Annotated in this window: 18 protein-coding genes; 9 read left to right on the top strand and 9 right to left on the bottom strand. The window is 38.8% G+C overall.

Features of this window, described 5'->3' with window-relative positions:
• The first annotated feature begins 41 nt into the window (after nucleotides 1–41).
• The 4 genes from IM515_RS10465 to IM515_RS10450 all read left to right on the top strand — a co-directional run bounded on the left by IM515_RS10465 (nucleotide 42) and on the right by IM515_RS10450 (nucleotide 3,884).
• A complete protein-coding gene (locus IM515_RS10465) occupies nucleotides 42–1,250 on the top strand; it encodes a hypothetical protein (protein ID WP_002739520.1) in 1,209 nt (402 codons plus the stop codon).
• Nucleotides 1,251–1,322: 72 nt separating this feature from the next.
• A complete protein-coding gene (locus tag IM515_RS10460) occupies nucleotides 1,323–2,345 on the top strand; it encodes a GUN4 domain-containing protein (RefSeq protein ID WP_287627576.1) in 1,023 nt (340 codons plus the stop codon).
• Nucleotides 2,346–2,354: 9 nt separating this feature from the next.
• Entirely contained in the window at nucleotides 2,355–2,999 is a 645-nt protein-coding gene (locus IM515_RS10455; protein WP_287627575.1) for a hypothetical protein, read from the top strand.
• Nucleotides 3,000–3,017: 18 nt separating this feature from the next.
• Nucleotides 3,018–3,884 carry a hypothetical protein gene (locus IM515_RS10450; RefSeq protein ID WP_287627574.1) on the top strand — a complete coding sequence of 289 codons (867 nt, stop codon included), beginning with the start codon at nucleotides 3,018–3,020 and terminating at the stop codon, nucleotides 3,882–3,884.
• A 67-nt stretch (nucleotides 3,885–3,951) separates the two neighbouring features.
• Here the strand turns inward: IM515_RS10450 and IM515_RS10445 are convergent, their stop codons facing one another.
• The 8 genes from IM515_RS10445 to IM515_RS10410 all read right to left on the bottom strand — a co-directional run bounded on the left by IM515_RS10445 (nucleotide 3,952) and on the right by IM515_RS10410 (nucleotide 8,842).
• Nucleotides 3,952–4,950 (bottom strand): hypothetical protein, encoded by a 999-nt coding sequence (locus IM515_RS10445; protein ID WP_287627573.1) that lies wholly within the window; start codon nucleotides 4,948–4,950, stop codon nucleotides 3,952–3,954.
• 419 nt (nucleotides 4,951–5,369) lie between these two features.
• On the bottom strand, nucleotides 5,370–5,810 hold the full coding sequence (locus IM515_RS10440; protein ID WP_287627571.1) for a hypothetical protein: 441 nt from the start codon (nucleotides 5,808–5,810) through the stop codon (nucleotides 5,370–5,372).
• 240 nt (nucleotides 5,811–6,050) lie between these two features.
• Nucleotides 6,051–6,245 carry a hypothetical protein gene (locus tag IM515_RS10435; protein ID WP_502881971.1) on the bottom strand — a complete coding sequence of 65 codons (195 nt, stop codon included), beginning with the start codon at nucleotides 6,243–6,245 and terminating at the stop codon, nucleotides 6,051–6,053.
• 182 nt (nucleotides 6,246–6,427) lie between these two features.
• Nucleotides 6,428–6,649 (bottom strand): hypothetical protein, encoded by a 222-nt coding sequence (locus tag IM515_RS10430; RefSeq protein ID WP_287627570.1) that lies wholly within the window; start codon nucleotides 6,647–6,649, stop codon nucleotides 6,428–6,430.
• A gap of 4 nt (nucleotides 6,650–6,653) precedes the next feature.
• On the bottom strand, nucleotides 6,654–6,743 hold the full coding sequence (locus tag IM515_RS10425; protein WP_287627591.1) for a type II toxin-antitoxin system HigB family toxin: 90 nt from the start codon (nucleotides 6,741–6,743) through the stop codon (nucleotides 6,654–6,656).
• A 31-nt stretch (nucleotides 6,744–6,774) separates the two neighbouring features.
• Entirely contained in the window at nucleotides 6,775–6,984 is a 210-nt protein-coding gene (locus IM515_RS10420; protein WP_002739801.1) for a type II toxin-antitoxin system HicB family antitoxin, read from the bottom strand.
• Between the two features lie 171 nt (nucleotides 6,985–7,155).
• On the bottom strand, nucleotides 7,156–8,265 hold the full coding sequence (locus tag IM515_RS10415; RefSeq protein WP_287627568.1) for an iron-containing alcohol dehydrogenase family protein: 1,110 nt from the start codon (nucleotides 8,263–8,265) through the stop codon (nucleotides 7,156–7,158).
• Between the two features lie 19 nt (nucleotides 8,266–8,284).
• Nucleotides 8,285–8,842 (bottom strand): Ycf51 family protein, encoded by a 558-nt coding sequence (locus IM515_RS10410; RefSeq protein WP_002789277.1) that lies wholly within the window; start codon nucleotides 8,840–8,842, stop codon nucleotides 8,285–8,287.
• On the opposite strand from IM515_RS10410, the gene IM515_RS10405 reads away from it, so the two are divergent.
• The 4 genes from IM515_RS10405 (at nucleotide 8,819) to queC (ending at nucleotide 11,089) form a co-directional block, all read left to right on the top strand.
• On the top strand, nucleotides 8,819–9,436 hold the full coding sequence (locus IM515_RS10405) for a 7-carboxy-7-deazaguanine synthase QueE (RefSeq protein WP_287627566.1): 618 nt from the start codon (nucleotides 8,819–8,821) through the stop codon (nucleotides 9,434–9,436). The genes IM515_RS10410 and IM515_RS10405 overlap by 24 nt on opposite strands.
• Nucleotides 9,437–9,684: 248 nt before the next feature.
• A complete protein-coding gene (locus tag IM515_RS10400; RefSeq protein ID WP_002736011.1) occupies nucleotides 9,685–10,002 on the top strand; it encodes a hypothetical protein in 318 nt (105 codons plus the stop codon).
• Nucleotides 9,999–10,361, top strand: a complete 363-nt coding sequence (locus tag IM515_RS10395; RefSeq protein ID WP_002781773.1) for a hypothetical protein — start codon at nucleotides 9,999–10,001, stop codon at nucleotides 10,359–10,361. Before IM515_RS10400 ends, IM515_RS10395 begins: the two co-directional genes overlap by 4 nt.
• Nucleotides 10,361–11,089: a 7-cyano-7-deazaguanine synthase QueC gene (gene queC / locus IM515_RS10390; RefSeq protein WP_004159959.1), complete on the top strand. Its 729-nt coding sequence runs from the start codon at nucleotides 10,361–10,363 to the stop codon at nucleotides 11,087–11,089. Before IM515_RS10395 ends, queC begins: the two co-directional genes overlap by 1 nt.
• Here queC and IM515_RS10385 read toward each other — a convergent pair.
• Nucleotides 11,078–11,650: a manganese efflux pump MntP gene (locus IM515_RS10385; protein WP_004159957.1), complete on the bottom strand. Its 573-nt coding sequence runs from the start codon at nucleotides 11,648–11,650 to the stop codon at nucleotides 11,078–11,080. The two genes, queC and IM515_RS10385, sit on opposite strands and share 12 nt — an antisense overlap.
• A 688-nt stretch (nucleotides 11,651–12,338) precedes the next feature.
• Between IM515_RS10385 and IM515_RS10380 the strand changes: the two genes are divergently transcribed.
• On the top strand, nucleotides 12,339–13,292 hold the full coding sequence (locus tag IM515_RS10380; RefSeq protein WP_287627565.1) for a branched-chain amino acid ABC transporter permease: 954 nt from the start codon (nucleotides 12,339–12,341) through the stop codon (nucleotides 13,290–13,292).
• Nucleotides 13,293–13,395 lie beyond the last annotated feature (103 nt).

Below are 13,395 nucleotides of genomic sequence, written 5' to 3'. Positions count from 1 at the left end.
GAAACCCAAGAAAGCTAAATTGATTCGCATCTGGCTTAAATATGAAAAAAACACTAAGATTACTGACTATTTTATTCATCTTCATACTGTCGCTAGTTATAACTGCATACCCTGCTTTTGGACAACTAAAGGAAGGTAATTTAATTTGGACGACGAAAAAAGAAGACATATTTTATATTTTAAGAAGTAATAACACTGAACCATCTATATTTCTTGATATTCCAAAAACATTTAATATTGAGGAGAAATATGAGACAGGAATCAATCTGGTTAGTAGTGGGAAATCTATTTTTTGGCTGGATTATGATTATGAGTTTAAAGAAGGTAATGACAATAACATTTCCATGTATGTTTATAAGATGGACATTGATAGTTCTAAACCATCTGTTGTTGTTGATCTTTCTCAAAAAGCCGGGTCTCAAATAGTACGATGGCTTCCTAGTTCTTTAACGACAGACGGGAAGTTTCTTTTTTGGTTAGGACAAAATTTAGAGGGAAAGCCTTTTATTTATAGATCAGATATCAACGGGGATAATTTTTCCATGCTTTTTGAATTTCCCTATGAATCTACAACATTTAAACCTCAGATAAAACATTTAACAACAGATGGAAAATTTATTTATACACATATTGACGGCAATCTTCGTAATCAATCTGGCGGCTTCGGGAAGCCAACCGAACTTCTATTAAAAATAGAAATAAGCAATCCCGTTTTATTAGCCATTGATGCACTGTCGATTTTACGAAACTGGACAGGTGAAGGAGTTTTGTCCATTAATAATTATGAGGATACTTTATTAACAGATGGTAAGTTTTTATACTTTACTATTGGTTTACTTAATCCTAATTATGGCGACGGAATTGTTCGTTCTGATTTTGATGGACAAAATCCATCAATGATTGCTGAACCTAAATATGGGACTGGTGTAACCAGTATGACTAATAATAAGAATTCACTTTTTTGGGTATTGCGATATTCTAAATTTTTCCAAATTAATCAATCAGCTTTTGATGGCTCATCAAAGTCTGTTTTAATTGAGGTTCCTGTTGAGGATAGTCTCTCTCATCATAGAAGTTATAACATACCATCAAGTATTGCTTTTGTCTCGAATAATTATCTAAGCTCACAACTAATAATGGGAGTCGTCATTTTCTTGATAAGTTTGGCAATAATCTTAGGTTTATTATGGATTTTCTCAAAAAACCTATCAAACTCTGACATAAAACAGGAGGCTGAATCAGAAGCTTAAAGTAATCTAATTCGTTATCTGTTAACAATTCTTTTCTAATTAAGTCATCCAGAATCATTTATGAAAGAGACTATGAAAGACGTATTTATTTGTCATGCTAGTGAAGACAAACTCCTGATTGTGGAACCTTTAGTTTCATGCTTAGAAAAAGCTGACATTACTTTTTGGTATGATCGGGCTGAAATTAAATGGGGAGATAGTATTACAGCCAAAGTAAATGAGGGTTTAAGAATCTCTCGTTTTGTAATCGTTGTCTTGAGCGAAGCTTTTTTAAACAAAAATTTTCCTAAGCGAGAGCTTTTTGCCGTCCTCAATCAGGAAATTTATTCCGACCAAACTAAGGTACTTCCCTTATTTTCAGATAATAAACAAAAACAAAAGGTATTAGAAAGTTTACCGTTACTCAATGATAAACTATACCAAACTTGGAACGGCAATGCAGATACAATTATTGAAGCTCTTTTACCTCACTTGTCAGAAAAAACAACGCTTAAATTTAAAGATCAAAAAAGCGTAGATGATTTTTTAAACAGAGATAAGTTGATTTCTGATAAAGGGGTTAGCTATAGCAAACTTCGCCAACTCCTAGAAGCACAAAGTTGGCTAGAAGCTGATCAGGAAACGATCAGGCTTCTTTATAAAGCTACCGATAAACCAGAATTTACATCAACCTCTCATTTTTCTGTTGTAAAAATTCCCAATGAGGCCTTATCATCAACTGAACTTAAAAGAATATCTGATAATGACTTAATTATTCTTGATAATCTTTGGAAAAAGTATAGCCACAACAAATTTGGTGTGTCCACTCAAGCTCGTATCTATGAACAAGAAGGGGAAGATTACTATGCTTTTGCGAATCGTGTCGGATGGCGAAAAAATGGGCGGTGGTTAGGTTACAATGATCTGACTTGGCATTTGGACGCTCCAATCGGTCATTTACCTTGGCTACAGGGGAAAAAAGCATATCCCACAGAAAAGCAAATGAGAGACTTCCATTTTAGTGCTTGGACATTGAATTTAGGTGACAAACATTTTGCCGAAGATACTTTTATTTCAGTTCTCCAGCAAAAAGTAATCAGTATTCCTTTATTATAATTTTAAATTATGTCTCAAAAAATACCCAATTACCTTCGAGCGATCGCCAAATCTCTTGCTTCCGTAGTAGGCCCATTTGGAGTTCCTGTTGAGTTTGTCTTGAGTCTTTATGATGATCAAATAGAGAACTCCCGTGAGGCAAAACTAGATGCAATGATTGCCGAAGGTCAAAGCCTTACTCGTGAGTCTCTTGATGCTATCTTTGAGACAAAAACTGAAATAAAAGAATTACGAGAACAATTTATTTTAGGAATACAATTTTGTTTTACTATTCTTATGCAAAATCAAGAATTATTGCAAAATTCTGAAAATTTTGAAGATAAGTTTTCACTTTTACTTGATCGACAAAAGGAAAAACTTGAGGAATCTGGTTTTTTGACCAAAGATGTTTTGGTAAAGGAATTGTCAGAACTTTACGGAGCAGATAGCGAACTATTTAAAGCAACTGTTGGGTCAGCAGGGTTTCCTTTAGCAACAATTCCTCAAAATCAAGCACCCAAAGTTATTGTCTTTCAATTTATTAATCGTTGTTATACTTTGAAACTTAACGATCAGTTTAAAATATTTAAAGCACTACATAAAGAAAATCCAAATAGTAAAGTTTTGCAATTGGTGAGTGCTTTGCTACAAGAAAAATCCTCAAACCAAATATAGCAGTTAAACATTTAATTTATGAATACTCCTTTTGAATCTTATTTAGGCTCTCTCAAAAGTCAAATTATTAGAGATTTAATTTCTCTCTATGAATCTAACCCTTCTCTTTTTATTGCTATCATTTGGGAAGGGGGATTTTCTACAGCAAATTTGAGGAATGAACAAACTTTACAGATTATCATTCAAGACTTTATTTGTCAATGTAATTCTCTTAATATTCTGCAATTACGACAAGTATTTACCAAATTATTTGAGGAAAATCCAGGCTGTGAATCACTAAGAAAAGCGAGAAATTCACTTTATCAAAACTTTGATTACGTCAACAGCAACGAAGATTGCATCACTAAATACTTAGTAAAAGTCAAACCAAAACTTATCAGTCAAGGTTGCTCATCCATTTACAATGATATTATCTATGATGGCAAAGTTTTTAAACAAGTAGCTAAGGCAGCTAGTTTTAAAACATCAATTGGTGGTCTGCCAATGAGAGGAGAAGCTTTTTTTATCTTTTCCTATTTTTCTTCTGTTAATGATAACTCATTAAGAGAGTTTGCAACGAATTGTTTCAATTACGCCAAAAAAAACTCTAACTTTTCTGGTATTTTACAAACTGTTTTTAACTTGAAGATACCTACAAATATTTGTTTTTCTATCTCTATGACAAACTTCATAGATGAGAAAACAAAACAACAAATTACAGAGACAAATCCCTTTGAAGAAACGGTAGATATTCTATGGTATATCGTACCAATTGTTTACACTCTTAATGAAAAGCAAGTTTATTTTTACGAAGAAGTGTTAGAGTCTAAACCTTGGGAGTTTTTGAGAGGTGAAATGGTATGGAAAGAACTCAGGAAAATTATCAAACAAACTTTAAGTGACTGAGATAAACAGTTAAACCATAATCAGGTAGAGAACTGGAGTTTCACTGGCACGATGGACTCCAGTACACTTATTGAGAACTTGATAACGTTTTATTATAAAATTCGGCCTTAACATTATCATTAAATTCAGGACTTTCTAGATAAGAACTAACTTCAATTACCCCAACTTTATTAATACTTTGTGGAACGTTTTCAAAAGTATTAATAACCTCAATTGGAGTATCTTTAATCAAAATATTGTCGGCTTGATAAGTGCCAGAATTACTGCCAAAATCCACTTTGTTTGCAATTAGTTCTTTACCATCCTCAATGATTCGACTTCTATTGTTAGAATTATAATTTCCGTGTATATAGAGCTTGTTTTTATCTTGTGTACTTGTCACCAAAAGAGAACACTTAATATTTTGAAGTGTTGAAGAAATTGCTGATCTTTGACATTCTTTGAACTGAAAAATTAAAGATTGGACTTTAACAATCTTATCCGTATTAAAAGAAGACGGCTCTGACACAGTTTCATTATCAGGTGCGAATGAAGCCGATGGACTGGGTACATTTGAACCTTTTAAAGATTGATTTTCATCTTCAAGCTCTTTTATTTTTCTTTGCAAATCTTTGTTTTCCGACTCAAGTGTATTTAATTTTTCTGATAACTGAACTAAATCGGAATTGCTAGATTGCTGAAAAAAACTGGAAATCCATTCCTTAAATTTATAGCCGCCAAAAGCAGATAAGGGAATAGTTAAAACTAATAAAACAGAAGCAAATATTAGGTAATTTTTTCTTTGTTGTTTGTTAAATTCTTTATTCACTTGTCTGCGAACCTCCTCAATGTCGTTATCCATTAATAAGTCAGATAATCCTAGTTCTTGAAGACTCTCTTTAACAGCATCAAGAGTGATAACCTCTTGATTATACTGTTTTCTATAGGAAAGTCGTTCAATCAATTTTTTAAACTCATCATCACTTAAACCATCCTTCAAAACCATAAGTTTTACCCTAAATTGTAATAAAAATAAATGTCCGTCATTATTTTGTATAACACTTTCTATGGTAACGATATGGGTCAAATTTCTGTATATCCATCTATTTTAGTGCAATCGCAAGAAAAATTTCCCCATATCATACCCAAAAGCGTGTTAGCCATAGCATATTGTCAAAAACCTTGTTTAACTAAATTCCTGACAATAGGCTGAAATAACACGAGTTTTCTGGTGTTGTAACAACTATTCTTCAATCTGACCGCACCTCTTGACAAAAATTTACAATTATTCGACCCTTAGCGATCGCTATCGGGAGATAGAATGTGCGTGGTGCGTTACCCAAAATCGTAGGACTTGCATTAGGGAACGCACCCTACGGCGATAGCGATCACACTGGTCTAACATTTCGTGGATTGTACGAATGTCTATGCGCGATTTTGCTCGGCGATCACCCAATGACTTAAACCACTGAGATAGGTTTCGATTTTGCTGATTTCAATCATGCTCTAACTGTATCTCAACCCTTTAGGCTTTGCATTCTCAGATTGCCTAAGAACCTCCTCCATAAATATCTTAGCCTTTTCCATGTGGTTTGCTCCAGAAATACATAAAACCTGAGCGTTACTACCGCTGCGAATGATAAGGTATTTATACTTGAAGAAAAAGTAAAAAATAAAAAAGATAATACCTAACCCGTAGAAAAAAAGTGCAAAGAATCCAAGCACGAGAAGCCAAGAAACCCCATCTTCGACAATTTCTACAGAATCAACTTCATATAAAATGACCTCACAGTGTCGTGATGCTATCATTTTCCGTGTTCGTTCAATGATGCGAGTTTCACTAAGTTGAAGAGTTGTTTTACTAAATAAGGCAGGGGATAAAAAGTTATAGTAGCTATTAGCAGCTTGACCGCTAATTTCCAACAAAATGTTTTTAGAGACATTCATATAGGTCATCCTCTACTATCTATCTGACTTTACATTGAAGGCTAACTACATATATACGGAAACTTTCCCTATATCACGCCCAAAAGCGTGTTAGCCAGATTAGCCTATTGCCAAAAACCTTGTTTAACTAAATTCCTGACAGTAAGTTAAAATAACGGAACTCTTCTAAAAGAGTAGCTAAGATTCCTAGTTCTGACCGCACTTCTCCACAAAAATTTACAATTTCACAATATCAACCCATTACCCAGTAGTTTCCCTGGGGGTTTCAGTAGCGGAAAACCCGGTCAGGGATAGAAGTTGTCGTTTAGCGGTTTCCCGTTCGAGACGGTAACGGTTCCACTGAATCTCTAACTGTTCTCGTTGGGCGATTCTTGTTAGATAGGTTTCGGTGGATGAACCGCCCAGACGGTAATCGATCTCGGTAATCTTGGTCAAGAGGTCGTGATGGGACAGTTGGGCTAATACCGCCCGTTCCCGATCGCCGGCGGTTTCGTAGGCGATCAGGAAGGTAAGGATATTTTCTTGCAGGGCGCGCGCATCTCTGCCTAGGGTGTGTTCCCTGAAAACATGACAATTTCAAGGTTAACCAATATTTGGGAATGCACCACCCCTACCATTTATAATTCGGGAACATTTTCCTGTTCATAATTTTCTATTAATATTCCCAACATTTCCATTAAAGAAGCAAGAGGATGATTTTCATTTTCTCCTATTTCATCTATCAAATTATCTAACATAATTACCAATTGCTCATATTCTGATTCGCTGCGAGGGATAAAGAGTATTTGCTTTAAGTTTGTCCAGGCTTGCCGTGTTTTCTCTATATCTATAGTCGGCATTTTTTTACTCCTTCCATTTGTTTTTGTCGTATTCAGGATGAGTTAAAACTTCTCGAATATAAATTTTTTGTCGATTGTAATGAGTCGCCGCTATGAGTCTAATCTTATTTCCACCTTGGAACCCCCTAAGCTACATCTACATACTCACAGATCGACAATGATTCAGGAACAGTTAATCCATCTTCTTTTAAGCCTTCCAAATGAAAAATTATTGCCTCAGCAATTAATTGTTTAACTTCTTCTAATGTTTCTGCAACCGCAACACATCCGGGAAGATCGGGAACATAAGCACCGTAGCTATTTTCTCCTTTTTCAATAACAACTGCATATCGCATTATATTTTGTCCTCCTCGATTTGAGCTTGTCGCCATATATTTTTAAGAGTCCCAATAGGAACATCAACGCTGGATTTCGACCAACAAAGCAAAGGTTTGCGCTATCACCACTACAATAAAATCACTACTCACCCGCAGCAGATAAAGCCATAAGTCCCGAAAATATTGCCCTTAATTAGCTTTAACTTTCTGCCCGATTGTATCAGCAGTGGTAGTGGAAACCATGGCCGCCATAACTTGTTCCGGGGAAACCGTAAAAGGCAAACGATGAATGTCCGAATTAGGCTGACAAGCAATGTCGGCTGCGTGGCGCAATTGGGCAAGGGAAACATCTTTTAATCCTAAATCCTCTAGGGATTTCGGTAAACCAATTTGTTCATAAAACTGGATTAGTTGCCCCCGGGCCGATACTGCTAATTGATTACCCAAAACTATTTCTTCTAGACGCAATTGGGCGAGAATGCCGTAGGCGACTTTTTCCCCGTGCAGGGCATGATGACAAGCGGGAATATGGGTTAAACCATTATGAATTGCATGGGCGGCCACGGTACGACAATTAGCGCCCCCTAAACCACCAATTACTCCGGCTAATAAAACGGTGGCATCTACCACCTGTTTCCAGTCCTCTCCGCCGATATTTTCCAGGGCTGCCGGGGATTTTTGGAAAAGAATATCCCGCAAAACCCGGGCCTGTTGGACAGCGGCAATGATCAGGGTTTCTGTGCAATGACCGCTACTGACGGAAGCTTCGTACCATTTAGCGATCGCATCGCCAATACCAGCGATTAAGGTTCTTTTCGGGGCAGTTTGGATAATACCGTAATCGAGAATTAATAAATCCGGACAACGGGCTAGGGACAGATCGTAAAGAAACGCCCCCGCGTCGGAATAGACGTTAGATAGGGCTGTCCAAGCGGCACAGGTGGCGGCGGAGGTGGGAATCGTGGCGATCGGCAAATGGCACTGATGGGCGAGTAATTTGGCCGTATCGAGGGCTTTGCCGCCACCCACACCGATGATAAAATCTGCCTCATGACTCTTGACAGATGCCTTTAAATATGCTAGGGAATTTTCCGAACAATCGGGGGCATAACTGTGATAGCTAGGAGTGAGATTTTTCAGGGGAGATGACAAAAAAGCTAAATTGCGATCGCCACCCACCACGAGGGGACGTTTACCCAAATCCGCTAATTTGCCGGTGGATTCTTCTAGGGCATTGTCACCCCGAATCACTTGTGCGGGGGCGATTAACAGGGGCAAAACAGCGACAGCATTGGACATTTTTTGACAACCTCAAGGATTATTGGCTAATTTTAGCGAAACTTTCGGGAAAAAGCTGTAGTTCAGGAGTATTATCCCCCGGGGCGGAGAAGGATTTTTTAATCTGTCCCAGGTACAAAGGAGCAGATAAACCGGGCTGAGGGTGAACGAGAGTGCGAGCGCTAATGATAAATTGATTATTACCGCCAGCACCGGCGCGACCAGAGGAAAACAAGTCACTAGCGGCTTGTTTTAGGGTTGCTTCCACCTGCTCGGGAGTAACAGTATTGGGCAGGGAGATAACAGCTTGATTAGCTCCGTTATCATAGACAAGGGAGAATCTCACCGCTCCCGGAATTTCTGTGCGGGTAAACAGTCCCAACCCAAGACCGAAAATCCCCACCGTCAACACAGCCATAAAGCTAGTGACACCGACGAGACGAAAGCGGATTCCCCAACCGACGAGAAAAGCGATAATCGTGAGTACCAAAAAAACCAGCGTGGCAATACCAGACCATTGGATGTATTTGGCAAAGTTCAGGGGAATGTCCATATTTTCTATAATACTGATTCTATGAAAACGGTTAGCATAAACCATTGTACCTATCCTGTTGTCGAAACTTTCCATTCTGTGCAGGGCGAAGGCTTTTGGACGGGAAGCAATGCTTTTTTCCTCCGTTTAGGAGGTTGCGATGTCTATTGTCCTTGGTGCGACCAAAAAGAGTCTTGGAATGCCCACCGTTATCCCCAACAATCGGTGCGGGAATTGGTAGAGATGGCAAAAGACGCTAACCCCGCTATGGTGGTGATTACCGGGGGTGAACCTTTAATGCACAATCTTGATCCTTTAACCAGGGAATTAAAAAATCAGGGTTTACGGGTACATTTAGAAACTTCTGGCGCTCATCCTTTTACCGGGGTTTTCGATTGGGTGACTTTTTCTCCTAAAACTTATAAAATGCCCGATCCTAGTATTTATGCACGGGTGAATGAGTTAAAAATTGTCGTGGCTCATCCAGAGGATTTAGAATGGGCAGCTATGCAGGAAAATAAGTTATCGGAAGGGGTGATTAAATATCTGCAACCCGAATGGAATACAGTAGAAAGCAAAGAGTTAGTCTTTAATTATGTTCTCCGACATCCCCAATGGCGCCTCAGTCTCCAAACCCATAAGTTTTTAGGAGTCCGCTAGTCAGTTATCAGTTATCAGTTATCAGTGAGCAGTGAGCAGTGAGCAGTGAGCAGTGAGCAGTGAGCAGTGAGCAGTTATCAGGAGTCAGTTATCAGGAGATTACTTTTTATTTATTCTCCCCACTCCCCATCTCCCCACTACCCATCTCCCCCCGCAACGCGCACGAAGTGGTCTCCCCACTCCCCCATCTCCCCAATTCATAATTCATAATTCCCAAACCCTAATTGACTAACAAGAGGTTAAATACTATGTCTAACAATAATTCTGAACGAGTAGTGCGTCGTGGTCGAGTTTTTCCGGAGATTCAATCTACCGAGGAAGAAAAGGCCAAACATCGCGCCCGACAATTAGAATTTTATCATCGTTGTTGGCCGATTTTTCAGAGTTTACAGCCCCGGTTAATGAAACATTACTATGGTTGGTACATTGCGATCGAACCCGATAGCGGCGATTATTTTATCGATCCCGATCAAGAAGTGGCCAGTAAAAAAGCAAGGGCAAAATATCCCGACAAAATCCATCATATCTTTGGCATTAATGAAACTGGAGTTAGTGGCAGAATATGATTGAAGGGAGATTTGGAACCAAAGGACAAATTTATTTTGATATCGATTTAGTTGGCGATGATGGATTGATTCTACCCGCAGAAGTTATGCTGGATACGGGTTTTACCGAGTTTTTAGCCATAAATAGTCAAGATGCTGACAGTCTTGATTGGCGTTTTTTGCGACAAAATAAATTGATAACCGCTCAAGGAGAAGCATTTTTTGATATATATTTAGGCAGAGTAAGAATTGATGGTCAGGAATACGAAATTCCCGTCTTTGCAGGGGAGGCAATTAAGGAGATTTTGTTAGGTTCGCGGTGGCTAAAACAATTTATCTTAGTAGCTAATTATCAACAAACACAGGTGACATTAGGATAATGACAAAAAAGGCAATTATTTTACTTTCCGGGGGATTAGATTCAGCGACAACAGCAGCGATCGCTCTAGCTGCTGGTTATCAATTAATCGCCCTTTCCTTTCGTTATGGACAAAGACACGAGCGGGAATTAGCAGCGGCGAAAAAAATTGCTAATTTCCTCAATATCAAAGAACATCATCTGATCGAAGTCAATCTATCTTTGTGGGGAGGTTCCGCTTTAACGGATCAATCTATTGCTATTCCCCAAGAGGGAATTAACCCGAATATTATCCCGATTACCTATGTGCCGGGGAGAAATACAGTTTTTATTTCGATCGCTCTTTCTTTAGCGGAAGCAAGGGCAGCAGAGGCGATATATTTAGGAATTAATGCGGTGGATTATTCTGGTTATCCCGATTGTCGTCCCCAGTATTTAGAGGCCTTTCAAACTTTAGCTAATTTATCATCAAAAGCGGGTTTAGAAGGGAAAGCACCCCAATTAATTGCCCCTTTGGTGATGGATAGTAAGGTAGATATCGTCCGTCGTGCTGTTAGTTTAGGGGTTCCCATTGCTGATACTTGGTCTTGTTATCAAGGTGAAGTTGAACCCTGTGGTTTATGCGATTCCTGTCGCATCAGAGATCAGGCTTTAATTGAGGCCGGTTATCCCGAATTAGCCACTCCCCTGTTGAAACAGTCGGGGAAAATAGGGAGGATAGTGAAAAATGGAGATAATCTAGGCAATTAAATGTTCAATAAGGATTTTACTGCCGATTAATATTAAAACTAAACCGCCGAGAATTTCCACCTTTTGGCTAAATAAATTACCGAATTTATGCCCGATAAAAACAGCTATAAAACATAAAGCAAAGGTAATAGAACCGATAACAGTGCAAGCTAAAAGTAAGGGAGTTTTAATCATCGATAAACCCAAACCAACTACTAAAGCATCGATGCTAGTAGCGATCGCTAATCCGATTAAAGTATAGGAATCTAGAGGATTAAATTTTTTTTCCTCGTCATCATTTTGAACAGCTTCGTAGATCATTTTACCGCCGATCGCCCCTAAAATAATAAAAGCGATCCAATGGTCAAAAGAGGCGAGGAAATCGCGACAGGTTAGACCAATACCCCAACCGATCATCGGCATAATCGCTTGAAATCCGCCAAAAAACAAAGCAATTTTCAAAGCCTTATTAACATGAATATGACGAATCATCAGGCCGCTGGTCAGAGAAACGGCCACGGCATCGGCGGCTAATCCCACGGCTACAAAAGAAATGGTCAAAAGTTCGAGTGAAGTAAACATCTATAGTTGTTTATCCTTTAATTTCCCCCTATCTTAACTAATTTTTCCCCAAAAAACTTTCATATTTATCTCATGATACTCTCATTTATCTATCATTTCTCTAACCTAAGTAGGTAGGCGTTAAAAGTTGTCAGACACCCCCCTTATCAAGGGGGGACTAAGGGGGGATTAAGGGGGGATCAAGGGGGGCAGGGGGGATCGAACCTAAAATCCATTTTTAATTTAATTATAACCAGCTACTTAATTAGTGAGAGGATCGAATTGAAAACGTTTAAAAGCATATTACTGGTTCCTCACCGATCGCCTCGCCTGCACCTGATGGATCGCTTCTGGGGTAAAACTGATGATATCCTCAGCTTCTAGGACTTTTGCGCCCGCTACTGCGATTTTATCAGGAAATTCAGCCGTAGGAGTCCGAGTAACCAGTTTTCGGAGTTAACCAACCAATGCTGCTGTTTCATAAATTCCCCCGAATTTTTTCCCAGACAAAGTTAAGGAAGATACTTTTTCTCATCATCGATCATCCCGTCTGCTTTTAAGGTGGCTAACGCTACCATATAGGAAAAGTGCCAAGTAAAAAATCATGATAATTTCGAGAATTACCTGAGAATGAGAGGGGAGAGAACGGTGATAAAATTAGCTAATTGACTCCCCTAACTTAAACACCCAATAACCGCTCACTGAAAATATGGCTGACTTTTTTAACACCTATGGTTTTTTAATTGTTTCAATGGTATTTGGAGCCAGCTTAGGCATTTCAGTTTATCTGCCCTTAATGGCTGGTCAATTATCCTTAGCAACCCCCGGTTTTTACGCTTTAGGTGGTTATGTGACCGCCATTCTTTCCACGAAAGTTTTTACTAATACTGGTAGCAATTATCCCCTGGCTTTGGTCTTTTTAGAAATGTTAATTGCTGGCATTATTTCAGGAATATTAGCCATAGTTTTAGGTATTCCTGTTCTCCGTTTGCGAGGTATTTATTTAGCTATTGCCACGATCGCCTGGGTAGAAATTTTGAGAATTATTGCCCTTAATCTCGATATAACTGGCGGTGCAGTCGGTATTTTCGCCATTCCCCAACCTTTCACTACTCAATTAGCCTACCTTTGGCTGGCTTTGCCCCTCTTATTCCTAACTATGCTGTTTCTCTACCGGTTAGAAAACATCAAAATTGGTCGGGCATTTAATGCCATTCGTGCCGATGAATTGGCAGCTGCGGCCATGGGAATTAATCCCACCTATCACAAAGTTTTATCCTTCACTTTCGGGGCAGTTTTAGCGGCAGTTGTGGGAGCGGTAAGCGCCCATTTTCTCAATACTTGGAATTCCCGTCAAGGAACTTTTGATGCCAGTATTATTTTCTTGGCTTTCGTTTTAATTGGTGGTTCAAGAACTTTTGTCGGGCCGGTGGTGGGAGGCATTGTTTTAACTGCTTTGCCCGAAGTTTTACGCGCCCTCGGCGGTGTGAATGGTTTACCGATTTGGTTAGGGAATTTTTTGCGCGATGGTCGTTTGATTATTTTTGGAATTTTAATTGTTTTGGGAACGATTTTTTATCCCCAAGGCTTAATTACACCTGAATTAATCAAAAAACTAATGCCTTTTAAAAGACGTTCCTCTCTTAGTCGAGTTGATTCCTAATTACAGTGATCAGTGATCAGTTATCAGTGATCACTGATCAGATTTTAGTTTTCAGGTAATTGATTACTGTTTACTGTTCACAGCAAAAAACTCCCCAGTCCCT

It is taken from the genome of Microcystis sp. M44BS1, from assembly GCF_020244875.1.
GTDB classification, from domain to species: Bacteria; Cyanobacteriota; Cyanobacteriia; order Cyanobacteriales; family Microcystaceae; genus Microcystis; species Microcystis panniformis.
This window is presented reverse-complemented; position numbering and strand designations above follow the sequence as displayed.

What these genes read in the sequence shown, in the direction of transcription:
- IM515_RS10465 (WP_002739520.1), top strand. Translation starts at nt 42, where the DNA reads ATGAAAAAAACACTAAGATTACTGACTATTTTATTCATCTTCATACTG.
- IM515_RS10460 (WP_287627576.1), top strand. Translation starts at nt 1,323, where the DNA reads ATGAAAGACGTATTTATTTGTCATGCTAGTGAAGACAAACTCCTGATT.
- IM515_RS10455 (WP_287627575.1), top strand. Translation starts at nt 2,355, where the DNA reads ATGTCTCAAAAAATACCCAATTACCTTCGAGCGATCGCCAAATCTCTT.
- IM515_RS10450 (WP_287627574.1), top strand. Translation starts at nt 3,018, where the DNA reads ATGAATACTCCTTTTGAATCTTATTTAGGCTCTCTCAAAAGTCAAATT.
- IM515_RS10440 (WP_287627571.1), bottom strand. Translation starts at nt 5,810, where the DNA reads ATGAATGTCTCTAAAAACATTTTGTTGGAAATTAGCGGTCAAGCTGCT.
- IM515_RS10430 (WP_287627570.1), bottom strand. Translation starts at nt 6,649, where the DNA reads ATGCCGACTATAGATATAGAGAAAACACGGCAAGCCTGGACAAACTTA.
- IM515_RS10420 (WP_002739801.1), bottom strand. Translation starts at nt 6,984, where the DNA reads ATGCGATATGCAGTTGTTATTGAAAAAGGAGAAAATAGCTACGGTGCT.
- IM515_RS10415 (WP_287627568.1), bottom strand. Translation starts at nt 8,265, where the DNA reads ATGTCCAATGCTGTCGCTGTTTTGCCCCTGTTAATCGCCCCCGCACAA.
- IM515_RS10405 (WP_287627566.1), top strand. Translation starts at nt 8,819, where the DNA reads ATGAAAACGGTTAGCATAAACCATTGTACCTATCCTGTTGTCGAAACT.
- IM515_RS10410 (WP_002789277.1), bottom strand. Translation starts at nt 8,842, where the DNA reads ATGGTTTATGCTAACCGTTTTCATAGAATCAGTATTATAGAAAATATG.
- IM515_RS10400 (WP_002736011.1), top strand. Translation starts at nt 9,685, where the DNA reads ATGTCTAACAATAATTCTGAACGAGTAGTGCGTCGTGGTCGAGTTTTT.
- IM515_RS10395 (WP_002781773.1), top strand. Translation starts at nt 9,999, where the DNA reads ATGATTGAAGGGAGATTTGGAACCAAAGGACAAATTTATTTTGATATC.
- queC (WP_004159959.1), top strand. Translation starts at nt 10,361, where the DNA reads ATGACAAAAAAGGCAATTATTTTACTTTCCGGGGGATTAGATTCAGCG.
- IM515_RS10385 (WP_004159957.1), bottom strand. Translation starts at nt 11,650, where the DNA reads ATGTTTACTTCACTCGAACTTTTGACCATTTCTTTTGTAGCCGTGGGA.
- IM515_RS10380 (WP_287627565.1), top strand. Translation starts at nt 12,339, where the DNA reads ATGGCTGACTTTTTTAACACCTATGGTTTTTTAATTGTTTCAATGGTA.